Source organism: Parahaliea mediterranea, from assembly GCF_017255185.1.
Taxonomy (GTDB): domain Bacteria; phylum Pseudomonadota; class Gammaproteobacteria; order Pseudomonadales; family Halieaceae; genus JAFKCZ01.
In genome coordinates, this window is record NZ_JAFKCZ010000003.1 from 181,999 (window position 1) to 206,309 (window position 24,311).

General features: G+C 65.9%; 29 protein-coding genes. 17 read left to right on the forward strand and 12 right to left on the reverse strand.

The window, feature by feature from the left end; translation table 11 throughout:
* The first annotated feature begins 68 nt into the window (after positions 1-68).
* Positions 69-437 (forward strand): flagellar protein FlaG, encoded by a 369-nt coding sequence (locus JYP50_RS04435; RefSeq protein ID WP_206559268.1) that lies wholly within the window; start codon positions 69-71, stop codon positions 435-437.
* A 242-nt stretch (positions 438-679) separates the two neighbouring features.
* On the opposite strand, the gene fliE is transcribed toward JYP50_RS04435, so the two are convergent.
* Positions 680-1,009: a flagellar hook-basal body complex protein FliE gene (fliE, locus tag JYP50_RS04440; protein WP_206559269.1), complete on the reverse strand. Its 330-nt coding sequence runs from the start codon at positions 1,007-1,009 to the stop codon at positions 680-682.
* A gap of 251 nt (positions 1,010-1,260) precedes the next feature.
* Between fliE and fliF the strand changes: the two genes are divergently transcribed.
* From fliF to fliR, 13 genes are all read left to right on the forward strand, one after another.
* The gene (fliF, locus tag JYP50_RS04445; protein ID WP_206559270.1) at positions 1,261-2,982 is read left to right on the forward strand and encodes a flagellar basal-body MS-ring/collar protein FliF; all 1,722 of its coding nucleotides are present in this window, start codon (positions 1,261-1,263) and stop codon (positions 2,980-2,982) included.
* Positions 2,975-3,982 carry a flagellar motor switch protein FliG gene (gene fliG, locus JYP50_RS04450; RefSeq protein ID WP_206559271.1) on the forward strand — a complete coding sequence of 336 codons (1,008 nt, stop codon included), beginning with the start codon at positions 2,975-2,977 and terminating at the stop codon, positions 3,980-3,982. The genes fliF and fliG overlap by 8 nt, the downstream gene beginning before the upstream one ends.
* Positions 3,975-4,718, forward strand: a complete 744-nt coding sequence (locus JYP50_RS04455; RefSeq protein WP_206559272.1) for a flagellar assembly protein FliH — start codon at positions 3,975-3,977, stop codon at positions 4,716-4,718. The genes fliG and JYP50_RS04455 overlap by 8 nt, the downstream gene beginning before the upstream one ends.
* A gap of 47 nt (positions 4,719-4,765) precedes the next feature.
* On the forward strand, positions 4,766-6,103 hold the full coding sequence (gene fliI / locus JYP50_RS04460; protein WP_206559364.1) for a flagellar protein export ATPase FliI: 1,338 nt from the start codon (positions 4,766-4,768) through the stop codon (positions 6,101-6,103).
* Entirely contained in the window at positions 6,100-6,564 is a 465-nt protein-coding gene (gene fliJ, locus JYP50_RS04465; protein WP_206559273.1) for a flagellar export protein FliJ, read from the forward strand. Before fliI ends, fliJ begins: the two co-directional genes overlap by 4 nt.
* Positions 6,565-6,572: 8 nt before the next feature.
* Entirely contained in the window at positions 6,573-7,916 is a 1,344-nt protein-coding gene (locus JYP50_RS04470; RefSeq protein WP_206559274.1) for a flagellar hook-length control protein FliK, read from the forward strand.
* A gap of 125 nt (positions 7,917-8,041) precedes the next feature.
* The gene (fliL, locus tag JYP50_RS04475; RefSeq protein ID WP_206559275.1) at positions 8,042-8,515 is read left to right on the forward strand and encodes a flagellar basal body-associated protein FliL; all 474 of its coding nucleotides are present in this window, start codon (positions 8,042-8,044) and stop codon (positions 8,513-8,515) included.
* A gap of 22 nt (positions 8,516-8,537) precedes the next feature.
* A complete protein-coding gene (fliM, locus tag JYP50_RS04480; RefSeq protein ID WP_206559276.1) occupies positions 8,538-9,578 on the forward strand; it encodes a flagellar motor switch protein FliM in 1,041 nt (346 codons plus the stop codon).
* Positions 9,571-10,077 (forward strand): flagellar motor switch protein FliN, encoded by a 507-nt coding sequence (gene fliN / locus JYP50_RS04485; RefSeq protein ID WP_206559277.1) that lies wholly within the window; start codon positions 9,571-9,573, stop codon positions 10,075-10,077. The genes fliM and fliN overlap by 8 nt, the downstream gene beginning before the upstream one ends.
* On the forward strand, positions 10,074-10,493 hold the full coding sequence (fliO, locus tag JYP50_RS04490; protein WP_206559278.1) for a flagellar biosynthetic protein FliO: 420 nt from the start codon (positions 10,074-10,076) through the stop codon (positions 10,491-10,493). The genes fliN and fliO overlap by 4 nt, the downstream gene beginning before the upstream one ends.
* A complete protein-coding gene (fliP, locus tag JYP50_RS04495; protein WP_431311287.1) occupies positions 10,490-11,239 on the forward strand; it encodes a flagellar type III secretion system pore protein FliP in 750 nt (249 codons plus the stop codon). The genes fliO and fliP overlap by 4 nt, the downstream gene beginning before the upstream one ends.
* Positions 11,240-11,272: 33 nt before the next feature.
* Positions 11,273-11,542 carry a flagellar biosynthesis protein FliQ gene (gene fliQ, locus JYP50_RS04500; protein ID WP_206559279.1) on the forward strand — a complete coding sequence of 90 codons (270 nt, stop codon included), beginning with the start codon at positions 11,273-11,275 and terminating at the stop codon, positions 11,540-11,542.
* A gap of 27 nt (positions 11,543-11,569) precedes the next feature.
* The gene (gene fliR, locus JYP50_RS04505) at positions 11,570-12,361 is read left to right on the forward strand and encodes a flagellar biosynthetic protein FliR (RefSeq protein ID WP_206559280.1); all 792 of its coding nucleotides are present in this window, start codon (positions 11,570-11,572) and stop codon (positions 12,359-12,361) included.
* A gap of 636 nt (positions 12,362-12,997) precedes the next feature.
* Here fliR and flgL read toward each other — a convergent pair.
* The 11 genes from flgL to flgB all read right to left on the reverse strand — a co-directional run bounded on the left by flgL (position 12,998) and on the right by flgB (position 22,446).
* Positions 12,998-14,191, reverse strand: a complete 1,194-nt coding sequence (gene flgL, locus JYP50_RS04510) for a flagellar hook-associated protein FlgL (protein ID WP_206559281.1) — start codon at positions 14,189-14,191, stop codon at positions 12,998-13,000.
* Between the two features lie 22 nt (positions 14,192-14,213).
* Positions 14,214-15,833, reverse strand: coding sequence for a flagellar hook-associated protein FlgK (gene flgK / locus JYP50_RS04515; RefSeq protein WP_206559282.1), 1,620 nt, complete (start codon positions 15,831-15,833; stop codon positions 14,214-14,216).
* Between the two features lie 164 nt (positions 15,834-15,997).
* Positions 15,998-16,294 (reverse strand): rod-binding protein, encoded by a 297-nt coding sequence (locus JYP50_RS04520; protein WP_206559283.1) that lies wholly within the window; start codon positions 16,292-16,294, stop codon positions 15,998-16,000.
* Positions 16,294-17,397 (reverse strand): flagellar basal body P-ring protein FlgI, encoded by a 1,104-nt coding sequence (locus tag JYP50_RS04525; protein WP_206559284.1) that lies wholly within the window; start codon positions 17,395-17,397, stop codon positions 16,294-16,296. Before JYP50_RS04525 ends, JYP50_RS04520 begins: the two co-directional genes overlap by 1 nt.
* Before the next feature lie 17 nt (positions 17,398-17,414).
* Entirely contained in the window at positions 17,415-18,095 is a 681-nt protein-coding gene (locus tag JYP50_RS04530; RefSeq protein WP_206559285.1) for a flagellar basal body L-ring protein FlgH, read from the reverse strand.
* Between the two features lie 16 nt (positions 18,096-18,111).
* Positions 18,112-18,894: a flagellar basal-body rod protein FlgG gene (gene flgG, locus JYP50_RS04535; RefSeq protein ID WP_206559286.1), complete on the reverse strand. Its 783-nt coding sequence runs from the start codon at positions 18,892-18,894 to the stop codon at positions 18,112-18,114.
* A 46-nt stretch (positions 18,895-18,940) separates the two neighbouring features.
* Entirely contained in the window at positions 18,941-19,699 is a 759-nt protein-coding gene (locus JYP50_RS04540; RefSeq protein WP_206559287.1) for a flagellar basal body rod protein FlgF, read from the reverse strand.
* Between the two features lie 12 nt (positions 19,700-19,711).
* Complete coding sequence (gene flgE, locus JYP50_RS04545) at positions 19,712-20,893, reverse strand: flagellar hook protein FlgE (RefSeq protein WP_206559288.1); 1,182 nt, start codon at positions 20,891-20,893, stop codon at positions 19,712-19,714.
* A gap of 48 nt (positions 20,894-20,941) precedes the next feature.
* Positions 20,942-21,613 carry a flagellar hook assembly protein FlgD gene (locus tag JYP50_RS04550; protein ID WP_206559289.1) on the reverse strand — a complete coding sequence of 224 codons (672 nt, stop codon included), beginning with the start codon at positions 21,611-21,613 and terminating at the stop codon, positions 20,942-20,944.
* Positions 21,613-22,020, reverse strand: coding sequence for a flagellar basal body rod protein FlgC (flgC, locus tag JYP50_RS04555; protein WP_206559290.1), 408 nt, complete (start codon positions 22,018-22,020; stop codon positions 21,613-21,615). Before flgC ends, JYP50_RS04550 begins: the two co-directional genes overlap by 1 nt.
* A 24-nt stretch (positions 22,021-22,044) precedes the next feature.
* Entirely contained in the window at positions 22,045-22,446 is a 402-nt protein-coding gene (gene flgB, locus JYP50_RS04560; protein ID WP_206559291.1) for a flagellar basal body rod protein FlgB, read from the reverse strand.
* 313 nt (positions 22,447-22,759) lie between these two features.
* On the opposite strand from flgB, the gene flgA reads away from it, so the two are divergent.
* The 3 genes from flgA to JYP50_RS04575 all read left to right on the forward strand — a co-directional run bounded on the left by flgA (position 22,760) and on the right by JYP50_RS04575 (position 24,283).
* Positions 22,760-23,458 (forward strand): flagellar basal body P-ring formation chaperone FlgA, encoded by a 699-nt coding sequence (flgA, locus tag JYP50_RS04565; RefSeq protein WP_206559292.1) that lies wholly within the window; start codon positions 22,760-22,762, stop codon positions 23,456-23,458.
* Positions 23,459-23,552: 94 nt separating this feature from the next.
* Positions 23,553-23,837, forward strand: a complete 285-nt coding sequence (gene flgM, locus JYP50_RS04570; protein ID WP_206559293.1) for a flagellar biosynthesis anti-sigma factor FlgM — start codon at positions 23,553-23,555, stop codon at positions 23,835-23,837.
* A complete protein-coding gene (locus tag JYP50_RS04575; protein WP_206559294.1) occupies positions 23,834-24,283 on the forward strand; it encodes a flagellar export chaperone FlgN in 450 nt (149 codons plus the stop codon). Before flgM ends, JYP50_RS04575 begins: the two co-directional genes overlap by 4 nt.
* Positions 24,284-24,311 lie beyond the last annotated feature (28 nt).

Consider the following 24,311-nt stretch of genomic DNA (forward strand, 5'->3'; position numbering starts at 1 on the left):
TTTCGCCGATAGCCTGCACAGGGGCCTGCATTGTGCGGGCCGGTTTCGTTAGTACAGGACGTATGCATATGACTTCCCCTCTCGAAGGCGCGCACCCCGCGCGCGCGCAATCAACCACGCCGAGCTACGCCACGCCGCGCCAGCAGGTGGAAAAAGTGCTGGCCCAACTCCCCACCGGCAGCGCCGACCAGCGCGCGGTGCAACAGGCCCAGGCCCTCGGGCGGGAAGAACTACAGGACCAGGCGCGACGCATCAACAGCGTACTGCGCAGCTACGGCGTGGAATTCGAGATCACCGGCGATCCGCCCCAGACGGTGACCCAGATCGTCGACCTCGAAACGCGGGACGTCATCCGCCAGATCCCCTCCGAGGAAGTCCTGGCCTTCGTCGAGCGCCTGGATGAGCTGCGGGGCCTGCTGCTGAACGACGGCGCGTGACGGCTATAGATCCCCGATAAAAGCGTTTGGGCATGACAGACACTAGAGAAAAGGGAGCGGATACGAATGCCGCATGCTTAACAGCTGTAGGGCCGAATTTATTCGGCCATTGAGGCCGTGTGCACCGCTTTTGTTCGAATAAATTCGACCCTACAGAGGGCAACATACCCTGTTTTTGACTAGAGAAAGTGCCATTCGGGACGGATACCAATTTTTGAAACAGGTATCCGTCGCCCATTTCATTACACCTGCATGTTCATGATGTCTTTGTAGGCGGTGACCAGGCGGTTGCGCACCTGGACGCCGAGTTCGAAGGCCACGCTGGCCTTCTGGCCGTCCATCATGACGTCGTGCAGGGAGACGCCGGGCGCGCCGGCCTGGAAGGCCTTGGCCTGGTCCCCCGACACCTGCTGCAAGTGATTGATGCGCTGCAGGGCGCCGTACAGGGTGTCGGCGAAACCGCCCTCGCCCACTGTCGCGGATACCCTGGCGCCCTTGTCGGGCGCGCCGCCGGCCTGGCCGGCAAGGACCTGCATCTGGTTGAGGGCCGATTGAATCCCGGGAGTGCTCATGCGCTGCTCCTTCCCATAGTGCTGAAGTAGCGAGCATGGTAGCAAGCCGCGCGCCGCGCCCAAGCGACCAATTGACGGCAAAAAAACGAGCTTTTCTTGCCTTTGCTCTTGCGAGCCCTCCGCATAATGGCTGCTGTCATGGTTCCGCTCAATGACTGGGCGGGCTCTCACGAACCAACGCTGCGGCGATGGCCCAACTATCGGCCAATATCCGCGGAACTTTTAAGGCACTGTTGCCCAGAGGGAGATACATGAGCAACGGCCCGTCCGCCACTGACGGCAAACAACAGGAAACCACCGCGCCGGGCAACAGCCAGCCGCGGTGGCTGGCGCAATTGCGCGACAACCCCCTGATCCCCCTGCTCTTTGGCGGCGCGGCGGTCATCGCTATTGTCACCGCACTGTTCCTTTGGGCCAGCGCCCCGGAATACCGGGTGCTGTTCAGCAACCTGAGCGAAGCCGACGGCGGGCGCATCATCGCCGAACTCGACCAGCGCGGCGTTCCCTACCGTTTCGGCCCCGGCGGCCAGGCCCTGCTGGTGCCCGGGGAGCAAGTGCACGACCTGCGCCTGCGCCTGGCGGAGCAGGGGCTGCCGCGGGGCGGCAACGTCGGCTTCGAGATCATGGACAACCAGGCCTTCGGCGTCAGCCAGTTCAACGAGCAGGTGAACTTCCAGCGCGGCCTCGAGGGCCAGCTGGCCTCGTCCATCGAATCCCTCGGCCCGGTATCCCGGGCGCGCGTGCACCTGGCAATGGCGCGCCCCTCGGTCTTCGTGCGCGAGCACAAGCCGGCCAAGGCCTCGGTGGTACTGACGCTGCAGCCCGGTCGCAGCCTCGGCGAGGGCCAGGTCAACGCCATCGTCCACCTGGTATCGAGCAGCGTGCCGGAACTGGCGATCGAGGACATCACCGTGGTGGACCAGAACGGCAGCCTGCTGTCCCGCCCGGGCGCCGCCGGCGGACGCGATCTGGACGGCACCCAGCTCGACTACATCCAGGAAGTCGAGCACAGCTACCGTCAGCGCATCGAGAGCATCCTCAGCCCCATCCTCGGCAACGCCAACCTGCGCGCCCAGGTGGCGGCGCAAATCGACTTTACCAGCCGCGAGGAAACCGCCGAGCGCTACGGCCCCAACCAGGGCGACAACGCCGCCGCGGTGCGCAGCGCGCAGACCCGCACCTCCTTCACCGGCGGCGACGAAGTGGCCCGCGGCGTGCCCGGGGCGCTCAGCAACACGCCACCCGGCGCCGCGCCCTCCCCGGTCGAACTGCCCCCCGCCGACGACAACGGCGAGCCGCAGGACAACACCGATGACGGTCGCCCGGACAACTTGCAGCGCGAGGACGTGGTCAACTACGAGGTCGACCGCAACGTCACCCATACCCAGCACCGCCGCGGACGCGTCCAGCGCCTGTCGGTCGCGGTGGTCGTCAACTACCGCGAGGCCACCAACGAAGACGGCGAAACCGTGCAGGAACCACTGCCGCCGGAAGAACTGGAACGCATCACCCGCCTGGTGCGCCAGGCCATGGGTTACGACGAGGCCCGGGGCGACGAGCTGGAAGTGGTGAACAGTCCCTTTACCGAACAGCGCCCCGTCATCGTCGAGCAACAATGGTGGCAATCACCGGACATCCAGCGCCTGGTACTGCAGCTCGGCCGCTACCTGCTGGTGCTGATTCTGGCGGTATTGCTGTATCGCTGGCTGCTGCGGCCACTGCTGCGCCGCTACACCGCGCCGCCCCAGGAAGAGGCCAGGGAGGAACCCCGGATTCGCGCCATGGTCGGCGACGACGAACTGGAGGCTGACGAAGCCGGCGACGCCGGGGACGGCACCTACGACATGCCCCGGGGCCGCCGCCGCAAGCCCTCCGGCTACGAGCAGAAACTGGCCGACCTGAAGGCGATGTCGGAGGAAGAACCGGCCATTATCGCCATGATCGTACGCAACTGGATCGCCAAGTATGAATAACGAATCGATCAAGATCAGCGGCCCGCGCCGCGCCGCCATCCTGCTGCTGGCCCTGGAAGAGGACGCCGCCGCGGAAGTGTTCAAGCACCTGTCGGCCCGCGAGGTCCAGGACCTGGGCCAGGAGATGGCCAGCCTGGGCCAGGTGTCGCACGCCGAGATGCGGCAGGTACTCGACGCCTTTCACAGCGAAGCCGAAGAGTACGCGGCCCTCAACCTGCACACCAGCGACCACATCCGCGCCATCCTGACCAAGGCCCTGGGCAGCGAGCGCGCCTCCAGCCTGATCGAGGACATTCTCGAGCACAGCGGCACCAATTCCGGTATCGACGCCCTCAACATCATGGATCCGACCCTGGTGACCGAGATGATTCGCGAGGAGCACCCGCAGATCATCGCCACCATCCTGGTCCACCTCGAGCGGCGCCAGGCGGCGGACATTCTGGAGCTGTTCGACGAAAAGCTGCGCAATGACGTGGTGCTGCGCATCGCCACTTTCAGCGGCGTACAGCCCGCCGCGCTGCAGGAACTGACCGAGGTCCTGGGCAACATGCTCAACGGCCAGAACCTCAAGCGCAGCAAGATGGGCGGGGTGCGCACCGCGGCGGAGATTCTGAACCTGATGAACTCCAGCCAGGAAGAGGCGGTCATCGATACGGTGCGCGCGCACAGCGAGGACCTGGCACAGAAAATCATCGACGAGATGTTCCTGTTCGAGAACCTGGTGGAGCTGGACGACCGCGCGATCCAGCTGATCCTCAAGGAGATCAACACCAACTCCCTGATGGTGGCGCTCAAGGGCGCGCCCAAGGACGTGGTGGAAAAGTTCCTGCACAACATGTCCCAGCGCGCCGCGGACCTGCTGCGCGAAGACATGGCCGCCTCCGGGCCGATCCGCATGTCCCACGTGGAGAACGAGCAAAAAGCCATTCTCCAGGTGGTGCGCCGCCTGGCGGACAGCGGCGAGATCGTACTGACCGGCGGGGACGACACCTATGTCTGAGTTCCAGCCGATGCAAGCGGAGCAGGACGAGGGCCAGTGGCGACGCTGGCGCATGGGCGAGCTCAGCCAGCGCAAACAGGTGGCGGCCGACCCCCAGGAGCGACGCCGCCAGGCCGAGCACCGGCGCGAGTTGCAGCGCCGCGCCGAGTTCGAACTCGAACGCCAGCACGCGCTGGAACAGGCCCGCCAGGAGGGCTACGAGCAGGGGCTGGCGGCCGGCCGCGAGGCGGGCCACGCCGAGGGCCTGGCACTGGGCCGCGAGGCGGGCCGGGAAGAGCTCCGGGAACAGACCCGGGACGCGCTGGGACCGATGTCCGGCCTGCTGCAAACCTTTCACGATGCCCTGCAGGACCTGGACGACCTGGTGGCCGACGAGCTGGTGGAACTGGCCCTGGAAACCGGTCGCCAACTGGCCGGCGAGGCGCTCAAGGCGCGGCCGCACCAGGTGGTGCAGCTGGTCCACAAACTGCTCCAGGACGAACCGCTACTGACCGGACAACCGCGTCTGTGGCTACACCCCCTGGACCATGAGCTGGTCGTGCAGGAACTCGGCGACGAATTCGCCGCCGCCGGTTGGGCCCTGCAACCGGACGACCAATTGAGCCGCGGCGGCTGCCGCGTCACCTGTACCAGCGGCGAACTGGACGCCACCCGCGAGAGCCGCTGGCAGTCAGTGATTTCGCGCGTGCGCCGCCCCCGTTCGCGACGCACCACGGCGGGGGGACAGCAGCAGTGAACGCCGGCCTCGCGGGCAACCCGCACCGGGCCCAGTGGGGCCGCACCCTGGGCAAGGTCCGCGAGCGTATCGCGGCGAGCCCCGACTACCTGGTCAGCGGCCGCCTGGTGCGCGCCACCGGCCTGGTGCTCGAGGCGGTCGGCCTCAAGGTTCCCCTCGGCGCGGGCTGTCGCATCGAACTCGCCCCCGGTCTTGACGGGGAGCGCTTCGCCGAGGCGGAAGTGGTGGGGTTCTCCGGCGACAAGGTGTTCCTGATGCCCCTGGTGGAGCTTAGCGGCCTCACCCCGGGCGCCCGCGTATTTCCCCTGAACAACGCCGGCGACGGCCTCGAGCGCAGCTTTCCCCTGGGTGAAGCCCTGCTCGGACGGGTGGTAAACGGTTGCGGGCAGGCCCTGGACAGCAAGGGCTCGCTCGAGGACACGGCGCGCGGCTCGCTGACCTGCACGCCCCTCAACCCCCTCGATCGTGCCCCGATCGACACCCAGATCGACGTCGGCATCCGCGCCATCAACGCCCTGCTCAGCGTCGGCCGCGGGCAGCGAATGGGGCTGTTCGCCGGCTCCGGCGTCGGTAAATCGGTGCTGCTGGGGATGATGGCGCGCTTCACCAGCGCCGACGTCATCGTGGTCGGCCTGATCGGCGAGCGCGGGCGCGAGGTCAAGGACTTCATCGACAACATCCTCGGCGAGGAGGGCCGGCGCCGCGCCGTGGTGGTGGCGGCACCGGCGGACACCTCGCCACTGCTGCGCCTGCAGGGCGCCGCCTACGCCACGCGCCTGGCCGAGTACTTCCGCGACAGCGGCCGCAATGTCCTGCTGATCATGGACTCGCTGACCCGCTACGCAATGGCCCAGCGCGAGATTGCGCTGGCCATCGGCGAGCCGCCGGCGACCAAGGGCTATCCGCCCTCGGTATTCGCCAAGCTGCCGGCACTGGTGGAGCGGGCGGGCAACGGCCGCCCCGGGGGCGGTTCGATCACCGCGTTCTACACCGTGCTCACCGAGGGCGACGACCAGCAGGATCCCATCGCCGACGCCGCGCGCGCCATCCTCGATGGCCACATCGTCCTGTCGCGACAGCTGGCGGAGTCCGGCCACTACCCCGCGATCGATGTCGAGGCCTCCATCAGCCGCGCGATGAGCGCCATCGTCGGCCGCGAGCAGCAGCAGGCGGCGCAGCAGTTCAAACAGCACTTCTCGCGCTACCAGCGCAACCGCGACCTGATCAGCGTGGGCGCCTACAGCCCCGGGCACGACCCGCAACTGGATCGCGCCGTGGCGCTCCACCCGCACCTGGAGCAGTTTCTCCAGCAGACCATGGATGAGCAGTCGACCATCGACGACGCCCGCGCCGCGATGGCCGCCGCGGTGGGAGTACCGTTATGAATCGGGGCAAACCGCTCGATACCCTTATCGAACTGGCGCGCAAGGCGCGCGACGGCGCCGGCAAGGCGCTGGCGCAAGAGCGCCAGCAGAGCCGGCAGACCGCCATGCAGCTGGACACCCTGCGCCAGTACCGGCGGGAATACGCCAGCCAGATGCAAATCGTGCTGCAGGGCGGCACCGACGCCGCCACGCTGGCCAATTACCGGGATTTCCTGCAGTCGCTGGACGCGGCCATCGAGCGCGCCGGGCAGGCCCTGGAGCAGCAGGAAAAACGCGTGGACAACCGGCGCGAACACTGGCGCCAGGAACAGCGCAAACTGTCGTCCTACGACACCCTCGCCGAGCGGCGGGCACAGCGCGAGCGCAGTAGCGAACAGCGGCGTGAAATGCTGCAAAACGACGAATTCGTCACCAACCTCAGCGCGCGGACGCGCCTGCAGTCACAGCAACCAGACCAGTAGGAGATCACATGGATATCACCGCACTGCTCTCGACGGACCTGTTGACCCGACCGACCGGGAACACGGCTTCCGCCGAAGGGGGAGACTTCGCCGATGTCATGGGCAACCTGCTGGCCAAGGCCGGCCAGGCCGAGTTGCCCGCGCCACCGGTTGGCGCCAAGCCCCTGGCCAAGGCCTTGGGCACCGGCGGCGCCCGCCCCCTCGATGCCCCCCTGCCGCCGCGCTCCCTGCTGGCGCAGGTACCGCCACTGACGCGGAACACGGCGGACCAACCGGCGCCCATCGGGCCCGCGACTGAAACCGAAAGCGAGCCAGCGGCGACGACCAACCCGCAAAACGACCCGGAACTGGCGGCCATGGCGCTGGCGCAGCCCCCCATCGCCGCCATTGCGGCGCCGGGAGCCCAGCTGCCGCGGGATGACGTGGCCGCCAACACCGATGCCCCGGAGGTGCGGGGCGCAATCGCACCCGCGCCGGAGACGACCCTGCCCGCGAATCACAACCCGGCCCTGGCCGCGGTGGCGACGCCACCGGTCGCCAGCGCGATCGAGCAACTGGCTAGCGGCGGCGAGAACCGGCCCACACGCGTGAATAGTGCCGGCACGGTCCAGGCGGGCCCGGCGAACAACGCCCTGCCGAGCGGCGCCCAAGCGGGCGCCGGCAACGCGCCGCTACAGCCGGCATTGACGGCGGCCACGCCCGCCATCGGCGAAGCCGCGCAAACGGCGAATCCCGCCGCCGACACGGCCAGCCGGGCACCGGCCGAAATGCCCCGGTTCGCGCAGCACGCGGACACCGAGCTGCCCCGGCACGCCACCGACTCCCCGGGGCCGACGGATGCAGTGGGGGGCAACCGCCCGACAGGTATCGCCAACACCCCGGGGGCCGGCACGGGCAGCGCCGCCACCCTGGCCCAGATGAGCCTGAGTGCGCCGGTGGCCAGCCCGGCCTGGCAACAGCAGCTGGGCCAGCAGTTGGGCAGCATTACCCAGCGCGGCCGCCACCAGGTAGAACTGCACCTGAACCCCGCCGACCTGGGGCCGCTGTCGGTCTCGCTGAAAGTCGACGACCAGGGGGCCCAGGCCCAGTTCCTGTCGGCCCACGCCACCGTGCGCGCGGCGGTGGAACAGGCGATCCCGCAACTGCGCGAGGCCCTCGCGGAACAGGGCATCTCGCTGGGTGAGACCTCGGTCGGGGAACAGCAACGCCAGGCCGGCGGCGAGGCGGGCAACGGCGAACAAAACCGCACAGCCGCCCGTGACGCCACCGCGGAACCGGCGGTAGATACGGCGTCCGACGATGCGCCCGGAGCCCCGCTGATGGCGGGCCCCGGTGTGGACCTCTACGCCTGAGTCCCGGGCAAAACCGGAGAATAGGCACGCTTAGCGGGCCTATTCGCGACTTCACCCGCGCGGCCCCGGGGGCATACTGGGCCCGCTGAACGAGAAACCCTGGCTTCGGTAAAAAGATACAGACAATGGCAAATACACAAAGCGACTCCCGCAAACTGTGGTGGCTGATTATTCTCCTGCTGGTGATCACCGCGGGCATGGCCGCCACCAATGTCTACCTGCTGGCGCGCGGCGACCAGGTCGCCGGCACCGAGGAAAAGGCCGAGCCGGTGGAATCGGAAACACCGCTATTCGTGGAAATAGCGCCCTTTACCGTCAACCTGCAAACCGACGGCTACGGCAACCGCCTGCTCTACACCGGCGTATCCCTGCAGGTGGGCAACGAGGAAACCCGCGAGTTCCTGCTGCAGCACATGCCGCAGCTGCGCAGCCGCCTGTTGACGCTGTTTTCCGGCCAGGAAGCGGAGGCGCTGATCTCCCCGCCGGGCAAGCGCCAGCTCGCCGACAGCGTGCTAGCCATGCTCGAGGAGCCCATGGCGGTACCGCAGCCGGAGCTGGCGGTCCGCGACGTTTTGTTCACCGAATTCATCGTACAGTAGCCAGCGCCCAGGACCAGCAGACATGTCCCAGGATGACCTGTTATCGCAGGAAGAGATTGACGCCCTGCTGAGCGGCGACGGCGGCGAGGACGAGGGCGGCGACAGCAAGGACGGCGAGCCCCGGATCAAACCCTACGACCCCGCCTCGCAGCAGCGCATTATCCGCGAGCGCCTGCACACGCTCGACATCATCAACGAGCGCTTCGCGCGGCACTTCCGGGTGGGCCTGTTCAACCTGCTGCGGCGCAGCGCCGACATCACCGTGGACTCGGTGCGCTACCAGAGCTACAAGGACTTTGCGCGCAACGTCCCGGTGCCGACCAATATCAACCTGATCGCCATGAAACCGCTGCGCGGCACCGCCCTGCTGGTGTTCCCGCCGAGCCTGGTCTTCATGGTGGTCGACAACCTGTTCGGCGGCGACGGCCGGTTTCTGACCAAGTCCGAGGGCCGCGAGTTCACCAACACCGAGCAGCGTATCATTCGCCGCATACTGGACCTGGCCATCGACGCCTACCAGGAGTCCTGGCAGTCGGTCTACGCCCTGAACATCAGTTACCTGCGCTCGGAAATCCAGGCCAAGTTCGCCAATATCACCAATTCGCCCAACGAGATCGTGGTCAACACCACCTTCCACCTGGAAGTGGGCAACCTCGCCAGCGATTTCCAGATCTGCATGCCCTACTCGATGATCGAGCCGCTGCGCGACCTGCTCACCAATCCGGTGCTGGACGGAGCCAGTGACGCCAACTGGACGCAGCGCATGGCCGGGGAGCTGCGGCAGTCCGAGGTCGAATTGATCGCCGATTTTATCCACCTGCCCAGCAGCATCGGCGAGGTAATGTCGCTGAATATCGGTGACGTACTGCCCATGGAACTGCCCGACACGGTCATCGCCCGGGTCGATGGCGTGCCGGTGATGGAATGCGAATACGGCAGCCGTGATGACCAGCGCGCGTTGCGGGTGCTACAGATGATTGATCACACCCCCGCCGGCCCCGTTCCCGAACACACCTTTGTCAAAGGATCAATGCCGACTTCGAAGGAATCCGACAATGACTGATCCCAACAACCCCGATCAGAACAAGCCCGAGGACGATTGGGCCGAGGCCATGGCCGAGCAGACTGGCGATGACGCCGCCGACGGCGCCGACGACGATCCCTGGGCCGCGGCCCTCGATGAGCAGGCTGCTGTAGAACAGTCAGCCGGTGAACCGGCCGCCGCGGCGCCGGCATCCGCCGGCAACGCCGGCGAGCAGGTGTTCAAACCGCTGGACCAGGGCGTCGCCAGTCCCGGTGCCCGCGACCTGGAAATGATCATGGACATCCCGGTGAAATTCACCGTGGAGCTGGGCCGCACCCGCATCACCATCAAACAGCTGCTGGAACTCACCCAGGGCTCGGTGGTGGAGCTCGACGGCCTGGCCGGCGAGCCCATGGACATCCTGATCAACGGCTACCTCATCGCCCAGGGCGAGGTGGTGGTCGTTGAGGACCGCTACGGCATTCGCATCACCGAGATCATCACCCCTTCCGAGCGGGTGCAAAAACTGAACCGATGAGTGCCGCCGCACTTCCCGGCGCCGCGGCCGGCGGCGAGGCCATCATCGGCCTGGCCACGCTGGGCAAGACCGCCGCGGCCCTGGCGCTGATTATCGCCCTGATTTTTCTCTGCGCCGCCCTGATCAAGCGCCTGGGCCCCGGTCGCGGCGGACGGCCGGGCGCGCTGCGCGTGGTCACCAGCACCGCGGTGGGTACGCGCGAACGGGTGGTGGTGGTGGAAGTCGAGGGTACCTGGCTGGTGCTGGGCGTCGCCAGCGGCCAGGTCAACAAACTGCACAGTTTGCCGGCACCGGAAAGTGGCGGTGCACCGGGCGAGCGCGCCGCGCCGGCGGAGGGCGGCTTCCCCGCCCGCTTCGCCCAGGCACTCAAACACAACGCCGGCCGCACCCTGGGCCGCGGAGACAGCCAATCGTGACACCGCGCCTGATCGCCCTGTTCCTGTTGCCGCTACTGTTCGCACTGCCGGAAACCAGCCTGGCCCAGGCGACCCTGCCCGGCATCGTCACCACCCCCACCGCGGATGGCGGCCAGCAGTGGTCGATCAAACTGCAGACCCTGGTGCTGCTGAGCAGCCTGGCCTTTCTCCCCGCGCTACTGCTGATGATGACCTGCTTCACGCGCATTATTATTGTGCTGGGCCTGCTGCGCACGGCAATGGGCACCCAGTCGGCGCCACCCAACCAGGTGATGCTCGGCCTGACGCTGTTCCTGACCTTCTTTATCATGTCGCCGGTGCTGACCGAGGTCTACGACCAGGCCTGGCTGCCCCTGACCCGCGAGGAGATCAACCTCGAGCAGTTTTTCAGCGTGGGCAGCCAACCCTTTCGCGAATTCATGATGGCCCAGACCCGCGAACCCGACCTGGCGCTGTTCGCCCGCCTGGCCGACGTCGGCGCGATGCAGGGGCCCCAGGACGTACCGCTGCGGGTATTGTTACCCGCCTTCGTTACCAGTGAACTGAAAACCGCCTTCCAGATCGGGTTCACGATTTTCATTCCCTTCCTGATCATTGACCTGGTGGTGGCCAGCGTACTTATGGCCCTGGGGATGATGATGGTGCCCCCGGCAACCATCTCGCTGCCCTTCAAACTGATGCTGTTTGTACTGGTGGACGGCTGGCAATTGCTGGTGGGTTCGCTGGCGCAGAGCTTTTATATATAACCGCCGGCTCGACCGCCCGGGAGGATTGATCGCATGTCACCGGAAACCGTTATGAGCCTGGCCTACCAGGGCATGGTGGTCACCCTGTTCCTGGCCGGCCCGCTGCTGTTGACCGCCCTGTCTATCGGGCTGCTGGTGAGCCTGTTCCAGGCGGCGACCCAGATCAACGAAATGACCCTGTCCTTTATCCCCAAGATTCTCGGCGTGTTCGGGGCCCTGGTGCTGATGGGCCCCTGGTTGCTCCAGCTGATCACCGACTTCACCCGGGACCTGATACAGAATATCCCGCAGATGCTGTTCTGACGCCAGCGCGAGCCGGGGCCCGACACTGTGATTGACATTACCTTCGTCCAGTTACACGCATGGCTGGCGGCATTCCTGTGGCCCTTCATGCGGATATCCGCCTTCGTGATGGCCTCGCCGCTGTGGGGCCACTCCAGCGTGCCCAACCAGGTCAAAATGGGCCTGACTGCCCTGATCGCCGTCGTGCTCGGCGCCACCCTGCCGCCGCTGCCGGATGTACCCATCTACTCCTGGGCCGGCGTCGGCATCATGGTCGAGCAGGTTATTATCGGCGTGGCCATGGGCCTCACGGTCAAAATCATGTTCGCCGCGGTGCAGGCGGCGGGGGAGTACATCGGTTTGCAGATGGGCCTGGGTTTCGCCACGTTCGTTTCGCCGGACACCGGGGCCAACACCATGATCCTGTCGCGCCTGCTCTACATGATCACCTTGCTGATGTTCCTCGCCGTCAACGGCCACCTGATCGCCATCGAGACCCTGGCCAGCAGCTTTACCACCCTGCCCATCGGCATGCTGGGGCTGAACGCCGGGGCCATGGAACTGCTGGTGCGCTTTGGCAGTACGATTTTCATATCCGGCATGTTGCTGGCGCTGCCGCTGGTGGGCGCGCTGCTGGTAATCAACCTGTCGCTGGGCATTCTCAACCGCTCCGCGCCGCAGCTGACGGTATTCTCGGTGGGCTTCCCCACCTCGCTGACCGCCGGTATTTTCCTGCTGGCGGTGCTGATGACCGATTTCGGGCGCTACCTGCAGAGCCTGTTCGGCCAGGGCCTGGGGTTCATGCAGCAGTTAGTGGAAGTGCTGGCGCCGCTGCCCTGAGGGTTGGGAGCGGTGAGCCGGTCGAATGAATTCGACCCTACACGACGCGGTCCCTTCCCCCTGTAGGGCGCAATTCATTGCGCCGCTTTTCGGTCGAATGAATTCGACCCTACACGACGCGGCCCCTCCCTCCTGTAGGGCGCAATTGATTGCGCCGCTTTTCGGTCGAATGAATTCGACCCTACACGACGCGGCCCCTTCCCCCTGTAGGGCGCAATTCATTGCGCCGCTTTTCGGTCGAATGAATTCGACCCTACACGACGCAGTCCCTTCCCCTTGTAGGGCGCAATTCATTGCGCCGCTTTTCGGCCGAATGAATTCGACCCTACACGACGCGGCCCCTTCCCCCTGTAGGGCGCAATTCATTGCGCCGCTTTTCGGTCGAATGAATTCGACCCTACACGACGCGGCCCCTCCCCCTGTAGGGCGCAATTCATTGCGCCGCTTTTCGGCCGAATGAATTCGACCCTACACGACGCAGTCCCTTCCCCCTGTAGGGCGCAATTCATTGCGCCGCTTTTCGGTCGAATGAATTCGACCCTACACGGGAGGCGCCGGTTTTCGTGCGCGCAAAAAAAAGCCGGCAACTGGGCCGGCTTGTAAACGCATCGCGCGCCAGGGAAGGCGCCTGCGACACTACAGGTGATCGAAGAGCGACATGCCTTTGATATCCACGAAGGACTTCTGCGCCGCCTGCAGCCCGACCTGGCGCAGGACGTACTCCGAGATAGCCTCCACGTAATCGAGGTCCACCAAATCCGACAGGGTCTGCTCGTAGTTGAGCTGCCGATTGCCCGCCACCGAATCCAGCACGTCCAGCTCGTTCAGCCGCGCACCGACCGACGCGCGGGTGGTCAGGACATTGTCCAGGCTGTTGTCGAATTCACGCATCACCGTGTTCACGGTGTTTTTCAGCGCCGCGACCTCGGCATCCGTGGCGGCCGGGTTCTCCAGCACGGCCAGGGCCTTCTCGAAGGTGCGGAACAGGTCGGTATTCATGTTCACCGCCCGGTCGACGGTGAAGCTGTCGCCGTCCGCCGGGGCGCCCTTCACCGTCATTGACAGTCCACCAAACTGGATCGGCGCGCCGTCGCCGTAGGGCTGCGCGGGCCCGCCGTTCACCGAATAGGTGGTGGTGGCGCCGACCACGGTGAAATCGATGGTGAAGGCGTTGCCGTAGCCCGGGTCGGTAACATCCAGGACCTGCGGCCCCTTGAAGGTAGCGCTGCCGGCATTGGCCGGATCCGCCTCGGCCATATAGCCGGCGCCGGAGTGCACGCTCTGGAAAATCGTCACACCGTTATCCGCCACCGGCATCTGGCGCGAGGCGTCAATGCGCTGCTCGCGGCTGTTGTTGTCGCCGACGTAATTCACGCCGCCGGGGGTGCGCACGAAGGGCTCGCTGCCATCCTGGTAGCCGCCAAACAGGTAGCGGCCGTTGCCATCGGTGGCGTTGGCCTGGCCGATCACGGTTTCGTAGATACCGCGCAGCTCGCTCGCCACCGAATCCCGGTCGGCGTCACTCAGGGTACCGTTGGCCGCCTGCACTATCCGGGTCTTGGCGCTGATAATCGCGTCGCTGACGCTGTTGAGGATGCTCTCCTGCTGCGACAACGCATTGCGCGCGCTGACCCGCGCATCGGAGTACTGCTGGGTCACCGCCTGGGCCTGGGACACCCGCACCGCGCGCGACGCGGCCTGGGGGTCATCGGAGGGGTTCACCACGCGGCGGCCGGAGGCGATCTGCTGGCCGACCTTCATGAAGTCCCCCTGTTGGCGGTTCATGGACGTCATGCTTTGCTCAAACATGGTTACGGTGCTGATGCGCATCGCAAAGTCTCCCCGAAAACGGTTAACGCAGGCCCAACAGGGCGTCGATGATGACCGTGCCGGTCTCGATGACCTTGGCATTGGCCTGGTAATACTGCTGGTAGCGAATGAGATTGGCGGCCTCCTCGTCCAGGTTCACCCCGGATTCGGACTGCTGCAGCGCGCGCAGCTGCAAGCTGAGCCCCTGTTGGGCCTCGAGGTTGACCTGCACGATATTGGTGCGGTTGCCAACGTCCCCCACTATCGCCGCATAGGCCTGGTTCAGGGTGGACATACCGCCGACCAGCGCTTCATCCTGCAATTTTTGCAGGGCCAGGGCGTTTTCGTTGTCGCCACTGCCCGGGCCCATGCCCGCGGCAATTTCGCTGGTATCGTTGATCAGGGCCTCCATGCCGCCCGCGGCGACCCGCGTCGGCTGGAGTTCGAAGCTGTCGCCATCCACCAGCGTGCCAGGGCTGCCGATGGTGACCACCACGCCGCCGAAGGTGAGCTGGTCGCTGGCGTCCAGGGTGGCGGTAAAGGTCGCGCCGGTATCGCGTTGCTTGATTTCAAATTCGCCGGTGGCGGCGTTGGTCACGGTCAGCTCGAAATCACTGCTGGTCAGCTGCGTCATATCGCCGAAGACCGCGCTGATGGTGCCGCCGCCCGCGTTATTGGCATTGGAGAATGCCCGCGGCGTGCCCATCGCGAAGAAATCGCCCCCCGGGTTGCCGTTGAGATCCACACCCGCCTGGTGCTGGGCATTGAACCCGGCCGCCATGGAGACCGCCAGCTGTCCCAGCTGGTTCTGGGTCTTGTCCAGGGTCTCGCGACGGAAGCTGAGCAGGCCGCCGAGGGAGCCGCCCTTGAGATTCTTTTCGTTGAGTTCCACCAGGTTGCCGGCGGAATCGCGGTAGCCAACCACGGTGCGCGTGGGGTCGGTGGCGGAGGTCGTGGCCTCCAGCGAGAAGCTCTTGGTGCCGGCGACCAGGGGCTGGCCATTGGCGATCGACAGGCTGTAGGAACCGCTGTCCTGGATGTTCACGCGCAAATCGACGCGCTCACTGAGTTCCGCCACCAGGTGATCGCGCTGGTTCAGCAGGCTGTTGGGGGCTTCGCCGGTCCGCGCCTTGGCCAGGGCGATTTCGCGGTTGAGCTGGGCCACCTGGCTGGCGGTGTTGTTGATCTGGCCGATCTCGTCACGAATCTGGCCGTCGATACCGGACTGCATGTCCCGCAGGTAGCTGTCAAAAGAGCGGAACTGGGCGCTCATGGCCTCCGCCGCGCCCACCACGCCCTGGCGCGCCGCCGGGTCGGAGGGTGTGCTGACCAGGTCTTCCAGCGAGGAGAAGAAGTTTTGCATCAGCGCCGACAGGCCGGACTCGCTGTCCGCCAGCAGGTTGTCGATCTGGCTCACCTGGGTCTCGTAGGATTGCAGCGCGCTGGTCTTGCTGTTGGCGGCGTTGAGTTGCTCCGCCACGTAGCTGTTGAACTGCCGCTGGATGTCGTTGACCTTGACCCCATCGCCCACCCGGCTCTCGCCGAGAATGGTGATCTCCCGGTTGTAGCCCGGGGTATAGACATTGGAAATATTGTTGCTCGTGGTGTTGAGCGCGTTCTGGGCGGCGTTCAGGCCGCTGAGTCCAATGGAGAAGATACTCATGTTTTTTTCGGTTCCTTGAGTCCGGCCAGAAAAGCTGGCGAGCGCGGTGAACTGCAAAAACTATCGGCTGCCGGCGACCGGGCTTTAGCCCGATTTTGCGCTTTTCGCAAGGCGCTGGAAAAAACGCCGGGGCCCGCCGGGGCCGCCCCCCAGGCGCTACCGGATCAGCCTTTCAAGTCCCGCAGCAACTGTTCAGCGAGCCCCAGGCCCTTGCCCGCCAGGTGCTGCGACAACTGCTGGTCGAACAGGGACTCGTAGAAACGGGTCTGCTGGCTGTCGAGCAGGCCGGAGCGGGGCGTGGCCTCGCGCATGCTCTCCATCAGCCGGTTGAGGAACAGGGCCTCGAACTGCCCGGCCGCCGCCTCCAGACCGGCCTCCGGATCCCGGGCGCCCTGCTGTTTGATCCGCTCGAGGCTGTTCACGTCCAGGGCGAAACTGCTAGTGGGGTCAATAGCGCTCATCAGATAATCTCCAGTTCGGCGCGCAGGGATCCCGCGGCCTTGAGGGCTTCGAGGATCGACATCAGGTCCTGTGGCGTCGCGCCCAGAGCGTTGAGCGCATCCACTACTTCCAGCAGGTTGGCGCCCTCGACCATGCGCAGGGTGCCGGCCTGCTGCTCGATACTGATATCGCTGTCCGGCACCACGACCGTCTCTCCCCCGCCGAAGGGCGCGGGCTGGCTGACGCCATAGGCGGTGTCGATCACCACCGACAGGTTGCCGTGGGCCACCGCGGCGGCGCGCAGGGTGACCCTGCCATTCAACACCACCGAACCGGTGCGCGAGTTGAGCACCACCCGCGCCGGCGCCGCGGCCGGATTGACATCGAGGCGCTCCACCCGCGCCATGAAACCGACCCGCTGGCCGGGGTCCTGCGGCCCGCTCAGGCGGATAACCCGGCCGTCGAGGGCGGTGGCGACGCCGTGGCCAAATTCGTTGTTGATGGCGTGCACCACCCGCTGCGCGGTGCTGAAATCCGCTTCGCGCAATTGCAGTTCCAGCACGCCGCCGTTGGCGCCCAGCGCGGTGGGCACCGCGCGCTCCACGGTGGCCCCGGCACTGATGCGGCCAGAGGCCTGCTGGTTGACCTGCACGCTACTACCGCCCGCCTCGGCGCCGGCGCCGCCCACCAGCAGGTTGCCCTGGGCCAGGGCGTAAGTGCCGCCATCGGCGCCCTTGAGGGGTGTCATCAACAGCGTGCCGCCGCGCAGGCTGCGGGCGTTACCGATGGAGGACACCACCACATCCATGCGCTGGCCCGGGCGGGCAAAGGCCGGCAGGTTGGCGGTCACCATCACCGCGGCGACATTGCGCAATTGCATATTGGTGCCGGGCGGGATGGTAATGCCCAGCTGCGAAAACATATTCGCCAGGCTCTGGGTCGTAAAGGGCGTCTGCATGGTCTGGTCGCCGGAGCCGTCGAGGCCGACCACCAGGCCATAGCCCACCAGGGCGTTGTCGCGCACGCCGGCGAAATCCGCCAGTTCGCGCAGCTGCTCCGCCCGCAGCGGCTGGATCGCGAGGATCGCGAGCGCCGCGGTCAGTACCAAACGTGCCAATCCCATGCCGCGTCGTCCCCTGTCTATAGCGGTGAAATATTGAGGAAGAAGCGCTGCAACCAGCCCATGTTCTGCGCCTCGTTGATATAGCCGTCGCCGATGTACTCAATACGGGCGTCCGCCACCTGGGTCGATGAGACCGTGTTGCTGGTGGTGACCGTATAGGGATCGACGACGCCGGAAAAACGGATGTACTCGGTGCCCTGGTTAATGGCGATCTGCTTTTCACCGCGCACACGCAGGTTGCCGTTGATCATCACGTCGGTCACGGTCACCGTGAGGGTACCGGTAAAGGTGTTGTTGGCGCGGGAGCCGCCGCCGGCCTCGAACTCATTGTCGCCGGACAGATCGAAACCGTAGTCCAGCAGGTCCTCCAGCCCCTTGGGTACCGCGTCGGGTGTAAAGGCGGTGGAACCGTTGCGGTTGGCGTTGCTCTGGGAGTTCTTGCTGGCGCTGACCTCTTCCTCGAGCACGATAGTGATCACGTCCCCGGCCATGCGCGGCCGGCGATCCTCGAACAGTGGCCGGTAGCCCGCATGGGCCTGGAAGATGGCGCCATCGGCGGCGCGCACCGGCGGTTCCGGAATGGTCACCGGCGCGGGCTCGACCACCACCGACGAGCGCGGCAGCTGCGCGCAGCCGGTCACCGCCGCCAGTAGCAGGAGAACAGCGAGGCGCGCGCTACGCCAGTCAGTCAGGTTCACGGCTGGTGTCCCCCGGTCAGAGCTGAGTCAGGCGGGCCAGCATTTCGTCCGACGTCTTCACCGCCTTGCTGTTGATTTCGTAGGCGCGCTGGGTCTGGATCATGTTGACCATTTCCTCGACCACGTTGACGTTGGAGGCCTCCACGTAGGACTGGTACAGCACCCCGGCGCCGTTCATGCCCGGCAGGCTCTCGGTGCGCAAACCGGACGCGGTGGTTTCCAGGTAGAGGTTTTCACCGATGCTTTCCAGGCCAGCCGGGTTGACGAAGGTCGAAATCGTGAGCTGGCCCACTTCGTTGGTCTGGGTGGAGCCCGGCTCGGTGATCGACACGATGCCATCGCGACCGATGGTGATCGACAAGGCGTTGTCGGGAATGATCACCGCCGGCTCCAGGGGGTAGCCGCTGGACGTCACCATCTGGCCGTTCTGGTCCAGCTGGAAGCTGCCGTCGCGGGTGTAGGCCGTGGAGCCGTCTGGCATCAACACCTGGAAAAAGCCCTTGCCGTTAATGGCCAGGTCGCGGGAGTTGCCGGTTTGCTCCGGATTGCCCTGCGTGTGCAGGCGCTCGGTGGCCACCGGGCGCACGCCGGTACCCACCTGCATGCCCGAGGGCAGGGTATTCTGGATGTCGTTTTGCGCACCGGGCTGGCGCAGGTTCTGGTACAACAGGTCCTCGAACACCGCACGGGACTTCTTGAAACCGTTGGTGCTGACGTTCGCCAGGTTGTTGGCGATCACGTCCATTTTGACCTGCTGGGCTTCGAGGCCGGTCTTGGACGTCCACAGGGACTTGATCACGTTATGTTCCTCTGGTTTTGTGTTGCGGTTTCAGCGCGCCCTGCAATCAGCCTTGCAGCGACAGCAGGTTGTTGGCGCGCTGCGCGTTATCGTTGGCGTCACCAATCACCTTCATCTGCATTTCAAAGCGACGCGCGGTGTCGATCATCGACACCATGGCTTCCACCGTACTGACATTGCTTCCCTCGAGGGACCCCGAGAGGAGGCGCGCGGTCTCGTCCCGGGGTAGCGCGGCCACCTCGCCCTCGGCGTCGGGTCGCGCCCGGAACAGGCCGTCGTCGCCCCGCAGCAGGCCATCGGGGCCCGGCGTCACCATTTTCAGGCGGCCGACCTCGACAATGGTGTCGGGACTCTCGCCAGGCCCAATGGCGCTGATGGTGCCATCGGCGCCCACCGACAGGGCGGACCCCAGGGGTACCACCAGGGGACCACCCTCGCCGATCACCGGGCGGCCCGCGCTGGTGATCATGCCGTTGCCGTTCACCTGCAGGTCGCCCCGGCGGGTATAGGCCTCCCCGCCGTCGGCGCCCTGCACCGCCAGCCAGGCATCGCCCTGCATGGCGACATCCAGGTCGCGGCCGGTGGCGTTCATCGGGCCGGCGCTGAAATCCGCCCCGGGGGTGCTCGCCACCACCGAGGTGCGCGTGGGCAGCAGGCCGTCGCCCTGTACCGGCACCGCGCGCATCGCGTGCAGTTGCGCGCGAAAGCCCGAGGTACTGGCATTGGACAGGTTGTTACTGACCACCGACTGCTGGTCGAGGCTCTGCTTGGCGCCGCTCATGGCGGTGTAGAGTATGCGGTCCATGAGTCAATGCCCCTAGCGCAGGTTCACCGCGTTCTGCAGCACTTCGTCCTGAACCTTGATGGTCTGGGTATTGGCCTGGTAGTTGCGCTGGGCAATGATCAGGTCCACCAGCTCCTGGGTCAGGTCCACGTTGGAGGACTCCAGGGCGCCGGACTCGATGCCGCCGAACAGGCCGGTACCGGCCAGGCCCAGCAGTTCCTGGCCGGACGCCCCGGTGGCCGCCCAGGCGTTGTCGCCCACCGGTTTCAGCCCTTCCGGGTTGCGGAAGTTAGCCAGCGCGATGGTGCCCAGCACCTGGGACTGCTCGTTGGAGTAGTTGCCGACGATGTTGCCGGCCTCATCGAAGGAAATACCCACCAGGCTGCCGGCGGTGTAACCGTCCTGCTTCAGGTCGTCCATGGCAAAGTCGCGCCCGAACTGGGTGGTGCCGGTGAAGTCCAGGTCGAAGTTGAGGGCGTTGGCGCCGTTGGTCATGGCAAAGTTGTAGGTGGCGCTGGCGCCGCTGATCAGCGCCCCGTTGCCGTCGAACTCCAGGGTTTGGGGACCGGTGGGCGCGGCGCCGTCGATACCCACGTGCACCTGCCACTGATTGGGGTTGGCAACGTCCTTCACGAAGTACATGGTCACCGAGTGCTGCACACCCAGGGAGTCGTAGACCGTGCCGGTATTGGCGTAGGAGTAGGTATCGCCATCGGTGTGGTCGAAGGCCGCGGTATTCAGGCCCGGCGCGGTGGCGTCCAGGTTGAGGGCGGCGTCGACGGCGGTGGAGGCCTGCGCCGGCAGGCCGCTGGCGGGGATGTTCAGCTCCACCGGCTGGCCGCCGGTGCCGGTGCCGGCGGGATAGCCCATCAGGCGCGCGCCCACCGCGTTTTCCAGGAAGCCGTCCTTGGTCAGGATCAGCTGGCCGTTGCGGGAGTAAACCGTCTCGTTGTTCTGGGAAAAGCGGAAGAAGCCAATCCCGCTTACCGCCAGGTCGAGATTGCGGTTGGTGGTGTCGATGTTGCCCTCGGTAAAGTCCTGCAGGATGCCCGCGACCCGGGTACCGAGGCCGGCGCCGGTGCCGGCGTACACATCCGAGAACTGCACGCCCGAGCCCTTGAAGCCAACGGTCTGCGAGTTGGCGATATTGTTGCCCACCACGTCGAGGTTGGTGGCGGCGGCGTTGAGGCCGCTAAGTGCCTGTGAAAACCCCATGTTCCATCTCCTTGATTGGTAATTGCCTGCGGTCGAATAAAACGGTCGTTAGAAAATCTGCCGGATATCGTCCAGGGTCACCTGGTCGGATATCCCCCCCAGATCCAGCAGCGGCCCCCGATCACTGGGACTGACGCCGCTGACCAGGGCGTAATTGAGTGTATTGGTGGGCACGGTGGTGCCGTCCAGCGAAGCGCTGACCACCACGCGATAGGCACCCTCAGGCGCCAGCGAACCATCGCTGAGACGACCATCCCACTGCAGGGTTTCCACCCCGGGCGACATGGAGAAGGGCTCGAATGTCCGCACCACCTCGCCGCTCTCGCTGACGATGGACACCTTCACCTCGTCGGCGGAGGTCGCCAGCTCGATACCGATCGGGGTGGTTTGCCCCTCCTCCCCGGCCAGCACCCGGTTGCCGGGCACCAGCACGCCCTTGCCGATCAGCGCGGCGGCCTGCAGGGTCTGGCCGGCATCGATCTGGTTATTGATCCCCGCCAGGGTCTCGTTGAGCTCGGCGATGCCGCTCACCGTGTTGATCTGCGCCAACTGGGAGGTCATCTCGGCGTTTTCCATCGGATTCATCGGATCCTGGTTCTTGAGCTGGGTCACCAGCAGGGTCATGAAGCTGTCCTGCAGGTCGGCGCCCGCGCCGCCACCGGTGGGCATCTTGCCGTTCAGCGCATTCAGCACATTGCCGTCAATCGTGGTGCCGCTCATCAGCTCTCTCCCAGGGTCAGTGTTTTCAGCATCAGTTGCTTGCTGGTATTGAGGACTTCGACATTGGCCTGGTAGGAACGCGATGCGGATATCATGTTGATCATCTCGTGCACCGGCTCCACATTGGGCATGGTCACGTAGCCCTCGGCGTCCGCCAGCGGATGCTCCGGCCGGTATTCGCGGCGCATGGGCGCGGGGTCGTCCACCACCTCGCTCACCCGCACCCCGCCAACGCCGGAGCCGTACTGGCTGGCGCTCTCGAACATCACCTGCTTGGCCCGGTAGGCCTGGCCGTCGGGCCCGGCGACGCTGTCGGCGTTCGCCAGGTTGCTGGCGGACACATTCATGCGCTGGGCCTGGGCGGTGAGCGCCGAACCCGAGATATCGAATATATTGAACATGGACATGGCGATTCCCTGCCTCCTTCAGAATTACTCGGACTGCATGGCCGACTTCAGCCCCTTGATTCGCGCGTTGGCCATGGTCAACGCGGACTGGTAACGCACACTGTTGTCGGCGAACTGGACACGCTCGCGGTCCATATTCACCGTATTGCCGTCCAGGCTGGGCTGGTCGGGCACCCGGTACAGCAGATCGCGCACGCCACCGCCGGCAGTACCTCCCGGGATATGGCGGGCGGAGGTGGTGGCCAGCGACAGGCCGCCGCCCTGCTCCACGGCGCGACCCAGCTCTTTGGCGAAATCAAAATCCCGCGCCTTGTAGTGCGGGGTGTCGGCATTGGCGATATTGGCCGCCAGCACCTGTTGGCGCTCGTGCCGCAGTCCCAGCGCCTGCTGGTAAAAGTCCAGCGCGCCCGCTAGCTTGTCGATCATCGCTCCAACTCCAAATCGGCCGTGAATATGAGCACGATCAAGAGTAAGGCCGGCGCCGCCAAGGCAAAATCACAAACAAGCCCGTTTTTGCCGCCTATTTCTTTTCTTCGCCGCGCGGCGACTTCACTAGACTATGAGTCTCCTGTTTCGTTACAGCCGGCCCGGCAAGGGTGTGCGCGGTGGCTGCGCGTAGCCAGGCAGGGCGCGATTCATTGCGCCCTGGATGTCCCGAACAGCCAGCACGCCGGCCGAATGAATAAACCAAAAAGAGGGGCCCGCTGCCAGCCCTACACCAATCGCAAGCATGGACGATATGAATAGAGTAGAAAGAAGCGGCTCAGGAGCGGTATGGCTACTGCTTGCCGCGCTACTGGTGTTCTGCGCGCCGGCGCCGGCGGCGGAGGATCCCGCGGTGGCCGCGGCACAGCGCTTCCTGGAGCAACAGAGCCGCGGACTGGGGGGCGACGCCCACGTCGAGGTCTACCCGTCGGGCGCCCGCTTCGGCCACTGCGCCGAGCCGCGGGCGTTTTTCCCCGGCAACGGCCAGCGGCGCTGGGGCCGGGTCACGGTCGGAGTACGTTGCGGCGACGGTGCCGGCGAGGTGAGATACCTGCAGGCGCGGGTGTCGGTCTCGGTTCGCTACTGGGTCACCGCGCGCGCGGTGGACAGCGACACCCCAATCGATGCCTCCATGCTCGAAGCTCGCCAGGGCGATCTGGGAGAGCTCCCGCGGGAAGTGGTTCGCGATCTCGAGTCGATTCGCGGCCAGGTCACCGGCCGCCCGCTGGCCAAGGGCACGGTTCTCCAGCAGGCCCTGCTGCGGACTCCGCCGCTGGTCGAGCGGCGCCAGCCGGTCTCGGTGGAAGCGACTGGCAGCGGCTTTCGTATCGCCCGCCAGGGCCGGGCCCTCGACGCCGGAGCCCGGGGGGAACGCGTGCGCGTGCGCATGCCCGACCGACAGACCCTGAGCGGAACCGTGGTCGGCCCCGGGCGAGTGGCGGTAAACTGGTAGCGGCCAAGCCGGGAGAATTTTTTCACCGGGGCGCTAAAGTCGTCGGCGACGAGGCCGATACAGACCCACAGAGTACCCATTGGAGATCAGCACCTTGAAAATTAACGGCTACACATCACCGTCCCAGGCCGGACCGGCCCAGCAGGGCCGGAACGACGCCAAGGCCACCGACAAGGCGAGCGCCGGTGGCTCCTCGGGTCCGGCCGCGGTCACGCATCTCAACGGTACCAGCAGCGACACCAGCCGGGACGTCGACACCGCCCGGGTAGCGGAAATTCGCCAGGGTATTGCCGATGGGCGCCTGGAATTCAATGCCGAGCGTATCGCCGACAAGCTGATCGACAACGTCCGCGATCTGCTGGATCAGGACCAGCCGTGAGCCTGGCGGCCCATCTGCAGGGCCAGAGGGCACGCCTTGAGCACCTGGTGTCCCTGCTTCGCGAGGAGCAACAACTACTGGCTCGCGACCGGGTGGATGGCGAGCGGCTGGGCCACATCGCCGGTGAAAAACAGGAACAACTGGCGGCAATTGACAGTTTCGAGGCCCAGCGCCGCGCCGCGCAGCAGCGCCTGGGGTATGCACAGGGCCGCGCCGGCGCCGAGCAGGCCGCCCGCGAAGCCGGCTGCCTGCCCGTGTGGCAGGGCATCGACCGCCTGGCGCAAGATGCCGCGCACCTGAACACCCTCAACGGTGAACTGGTACACATGCGGCTGGACCACAATCAACGCATGCTGAATTTCCTGCGGGAAGCGGCGGGCAGCCATCTTTACGGCCCCGACGGGCAATCCCGCAAGAATCAGGGGCAGGTGAATTCCAGGGCCTGACAGCCCACGCGCCCCGCACAATCGATCA

Excerpts from the sequence above, each read along its gene's own strand:
- JYP50_RS04435 (WP_206559268.1), top strand. The coding sequence starts at position 69 with ATGACTTCCCCTCTCGAAGGCGCGCACCCCGCGCGCGCGCAATCAACC.
- fliE (WP_206559269.1), bottom strand. The coding sequence starts at position 1,009 with ATGAGCACTCCCGGGATTCAATCGGCCCTCAACCAGATGCAGGTCCTT.
- fliF (WP_206559270.1), top strand. The coding sequence starts at position 1,261 with ATGAGCAACGGCCCGTCCGCCACTGACGGCAAACAACAGGAAACCACC.
- fliG (WP_206559271.1), top strand. The coding sequence starts at position 2,975 with ATGAATAACGAATCGATCAAGATCAGCGGCCCGCGCCGCGCCGCCATC.
- JYP50_RS04455 (WP_206559272.1), top strand. The coding sequence starts at position 3,975 with ATGTCTGAGTTCCAGCCGATGCAAGCGGAGCAGGACGAGGGCCAGTGG.
- fliJ (WP_206559273.1), top strand. The coding sequence starts at position 6,100 with ATGAATCGGGGCAAACCGCTCGATACCCTTATCGAACTGGCGCGCAAG.
- JYP50_RS04470 (WP_206559274.1), top strand. The coding sequence starts at position 6,573 with ATGGATATCACCGCACTGCTCTCGACGGACCTGTTGACCCGACCGACC.
- fliL (WP_206559275.1), top strand. The coding sequence starts at position 8,042 with ATGGCAAATACACAAAGCGACTCCCGCAAACTGTGGTGGCTGATTATT.
- fliM (WP_206559276.1), top strand. The coding sequence starts at position 8,538 with ATGTCCCAGGATGACCTGTTATCGCAGGAAGAGATTGACGCCCTGCTG.
- fliN (WP_206559277.1), top strand. The coding sequence starts at position 9,571 with ATGACTGATCCCAACAACCCCGATCAGAACAAGCCCGAGGACGATTGG.
- fliO (WP_206559278.1), top strand. The coding sequence starts at position 10,074 with ATGAGTGCCGCCGCACTTCCCGGCGCCGCGGCCGGCGGCGAGGCCATC.
- fliQ (WP_206559279.1), top strand. The coding sequence starts at position 11,273 with ATGTCACCGGAAACCGTTATGAGCCTGGCCTACCAGGGCATGGTGGTC.
- flgL (WP_206559281.1), bottom strand. The coding sequence starts at position 14,191 with ATGCGCATCAGCACCGTAACCATGTTTGAGCAAAGCATGACGTCCATG.
- flgK (WP_206559282.1), bottom strand. The coding sequence starts at position 15,833 with ATGAGTATCTTCTCCATTGGACTCAGCGGCCTGAACGCCGCCCAGAAC.
- JYP50_RS04520 (WP_206559283.1), bottom strand. The coding sequence starts at position 16,294 with ATGAGCGCTATTGACCCCACTAGCAGTTTCGCCCTGGACGTGAACAGC.
- JYP50_RS04525 (WP_206559284.1), bottom strand. The coding sequence starts at position 17,397 with ATGGGATTGGCACGTTTGGTACTGACCGCGGCGCTCGCGATCCTCGCG.
- JYP50_RS04540 (WP_206559287.1), bottom strand. The coding sequence starts at position 19,699 with ATGGACCGCATACTCTACACCGCCATGAGCGGCGCCAAGCAGAGCCTC.
- flgE (WP_206559288.1), bottom strand. The coding sequence starts at position 20,893 with ATGGGGTTTTCACAGGCACTTAGCGGCCTCAACGCCGCCGCCACCAAC.
- JYP50_RS04550 (WP_206559289.1), bottom strand. The coding sequence starts at position 21,613 with ATGAGCGGCACCACGATTGACGGCAATGTGCTGAATGCGCTGAACGGC.
- flgC (WP_206559290.1), bottom strand. The coding sequence starts at position 22,020 with ATGTCCATGTTCAATATATTCGATATCTCGGGTTCGGCGCTCACCGCC.
- flgB (WP_206559291.1), bottom strand. The coding sequence starts at position 22,446 with ATGATCGACAAGCTAGCGGGCGCGCTGGACTTTTACCAGCAGGCGCTG.
- flgA (WP_206559292.1), top strand. The coding sequence starts at position 22,760 with ATGAATAGAGTAGAAAGAAGCGGCTCAGGAGCGGTATGGCTACTGCTT.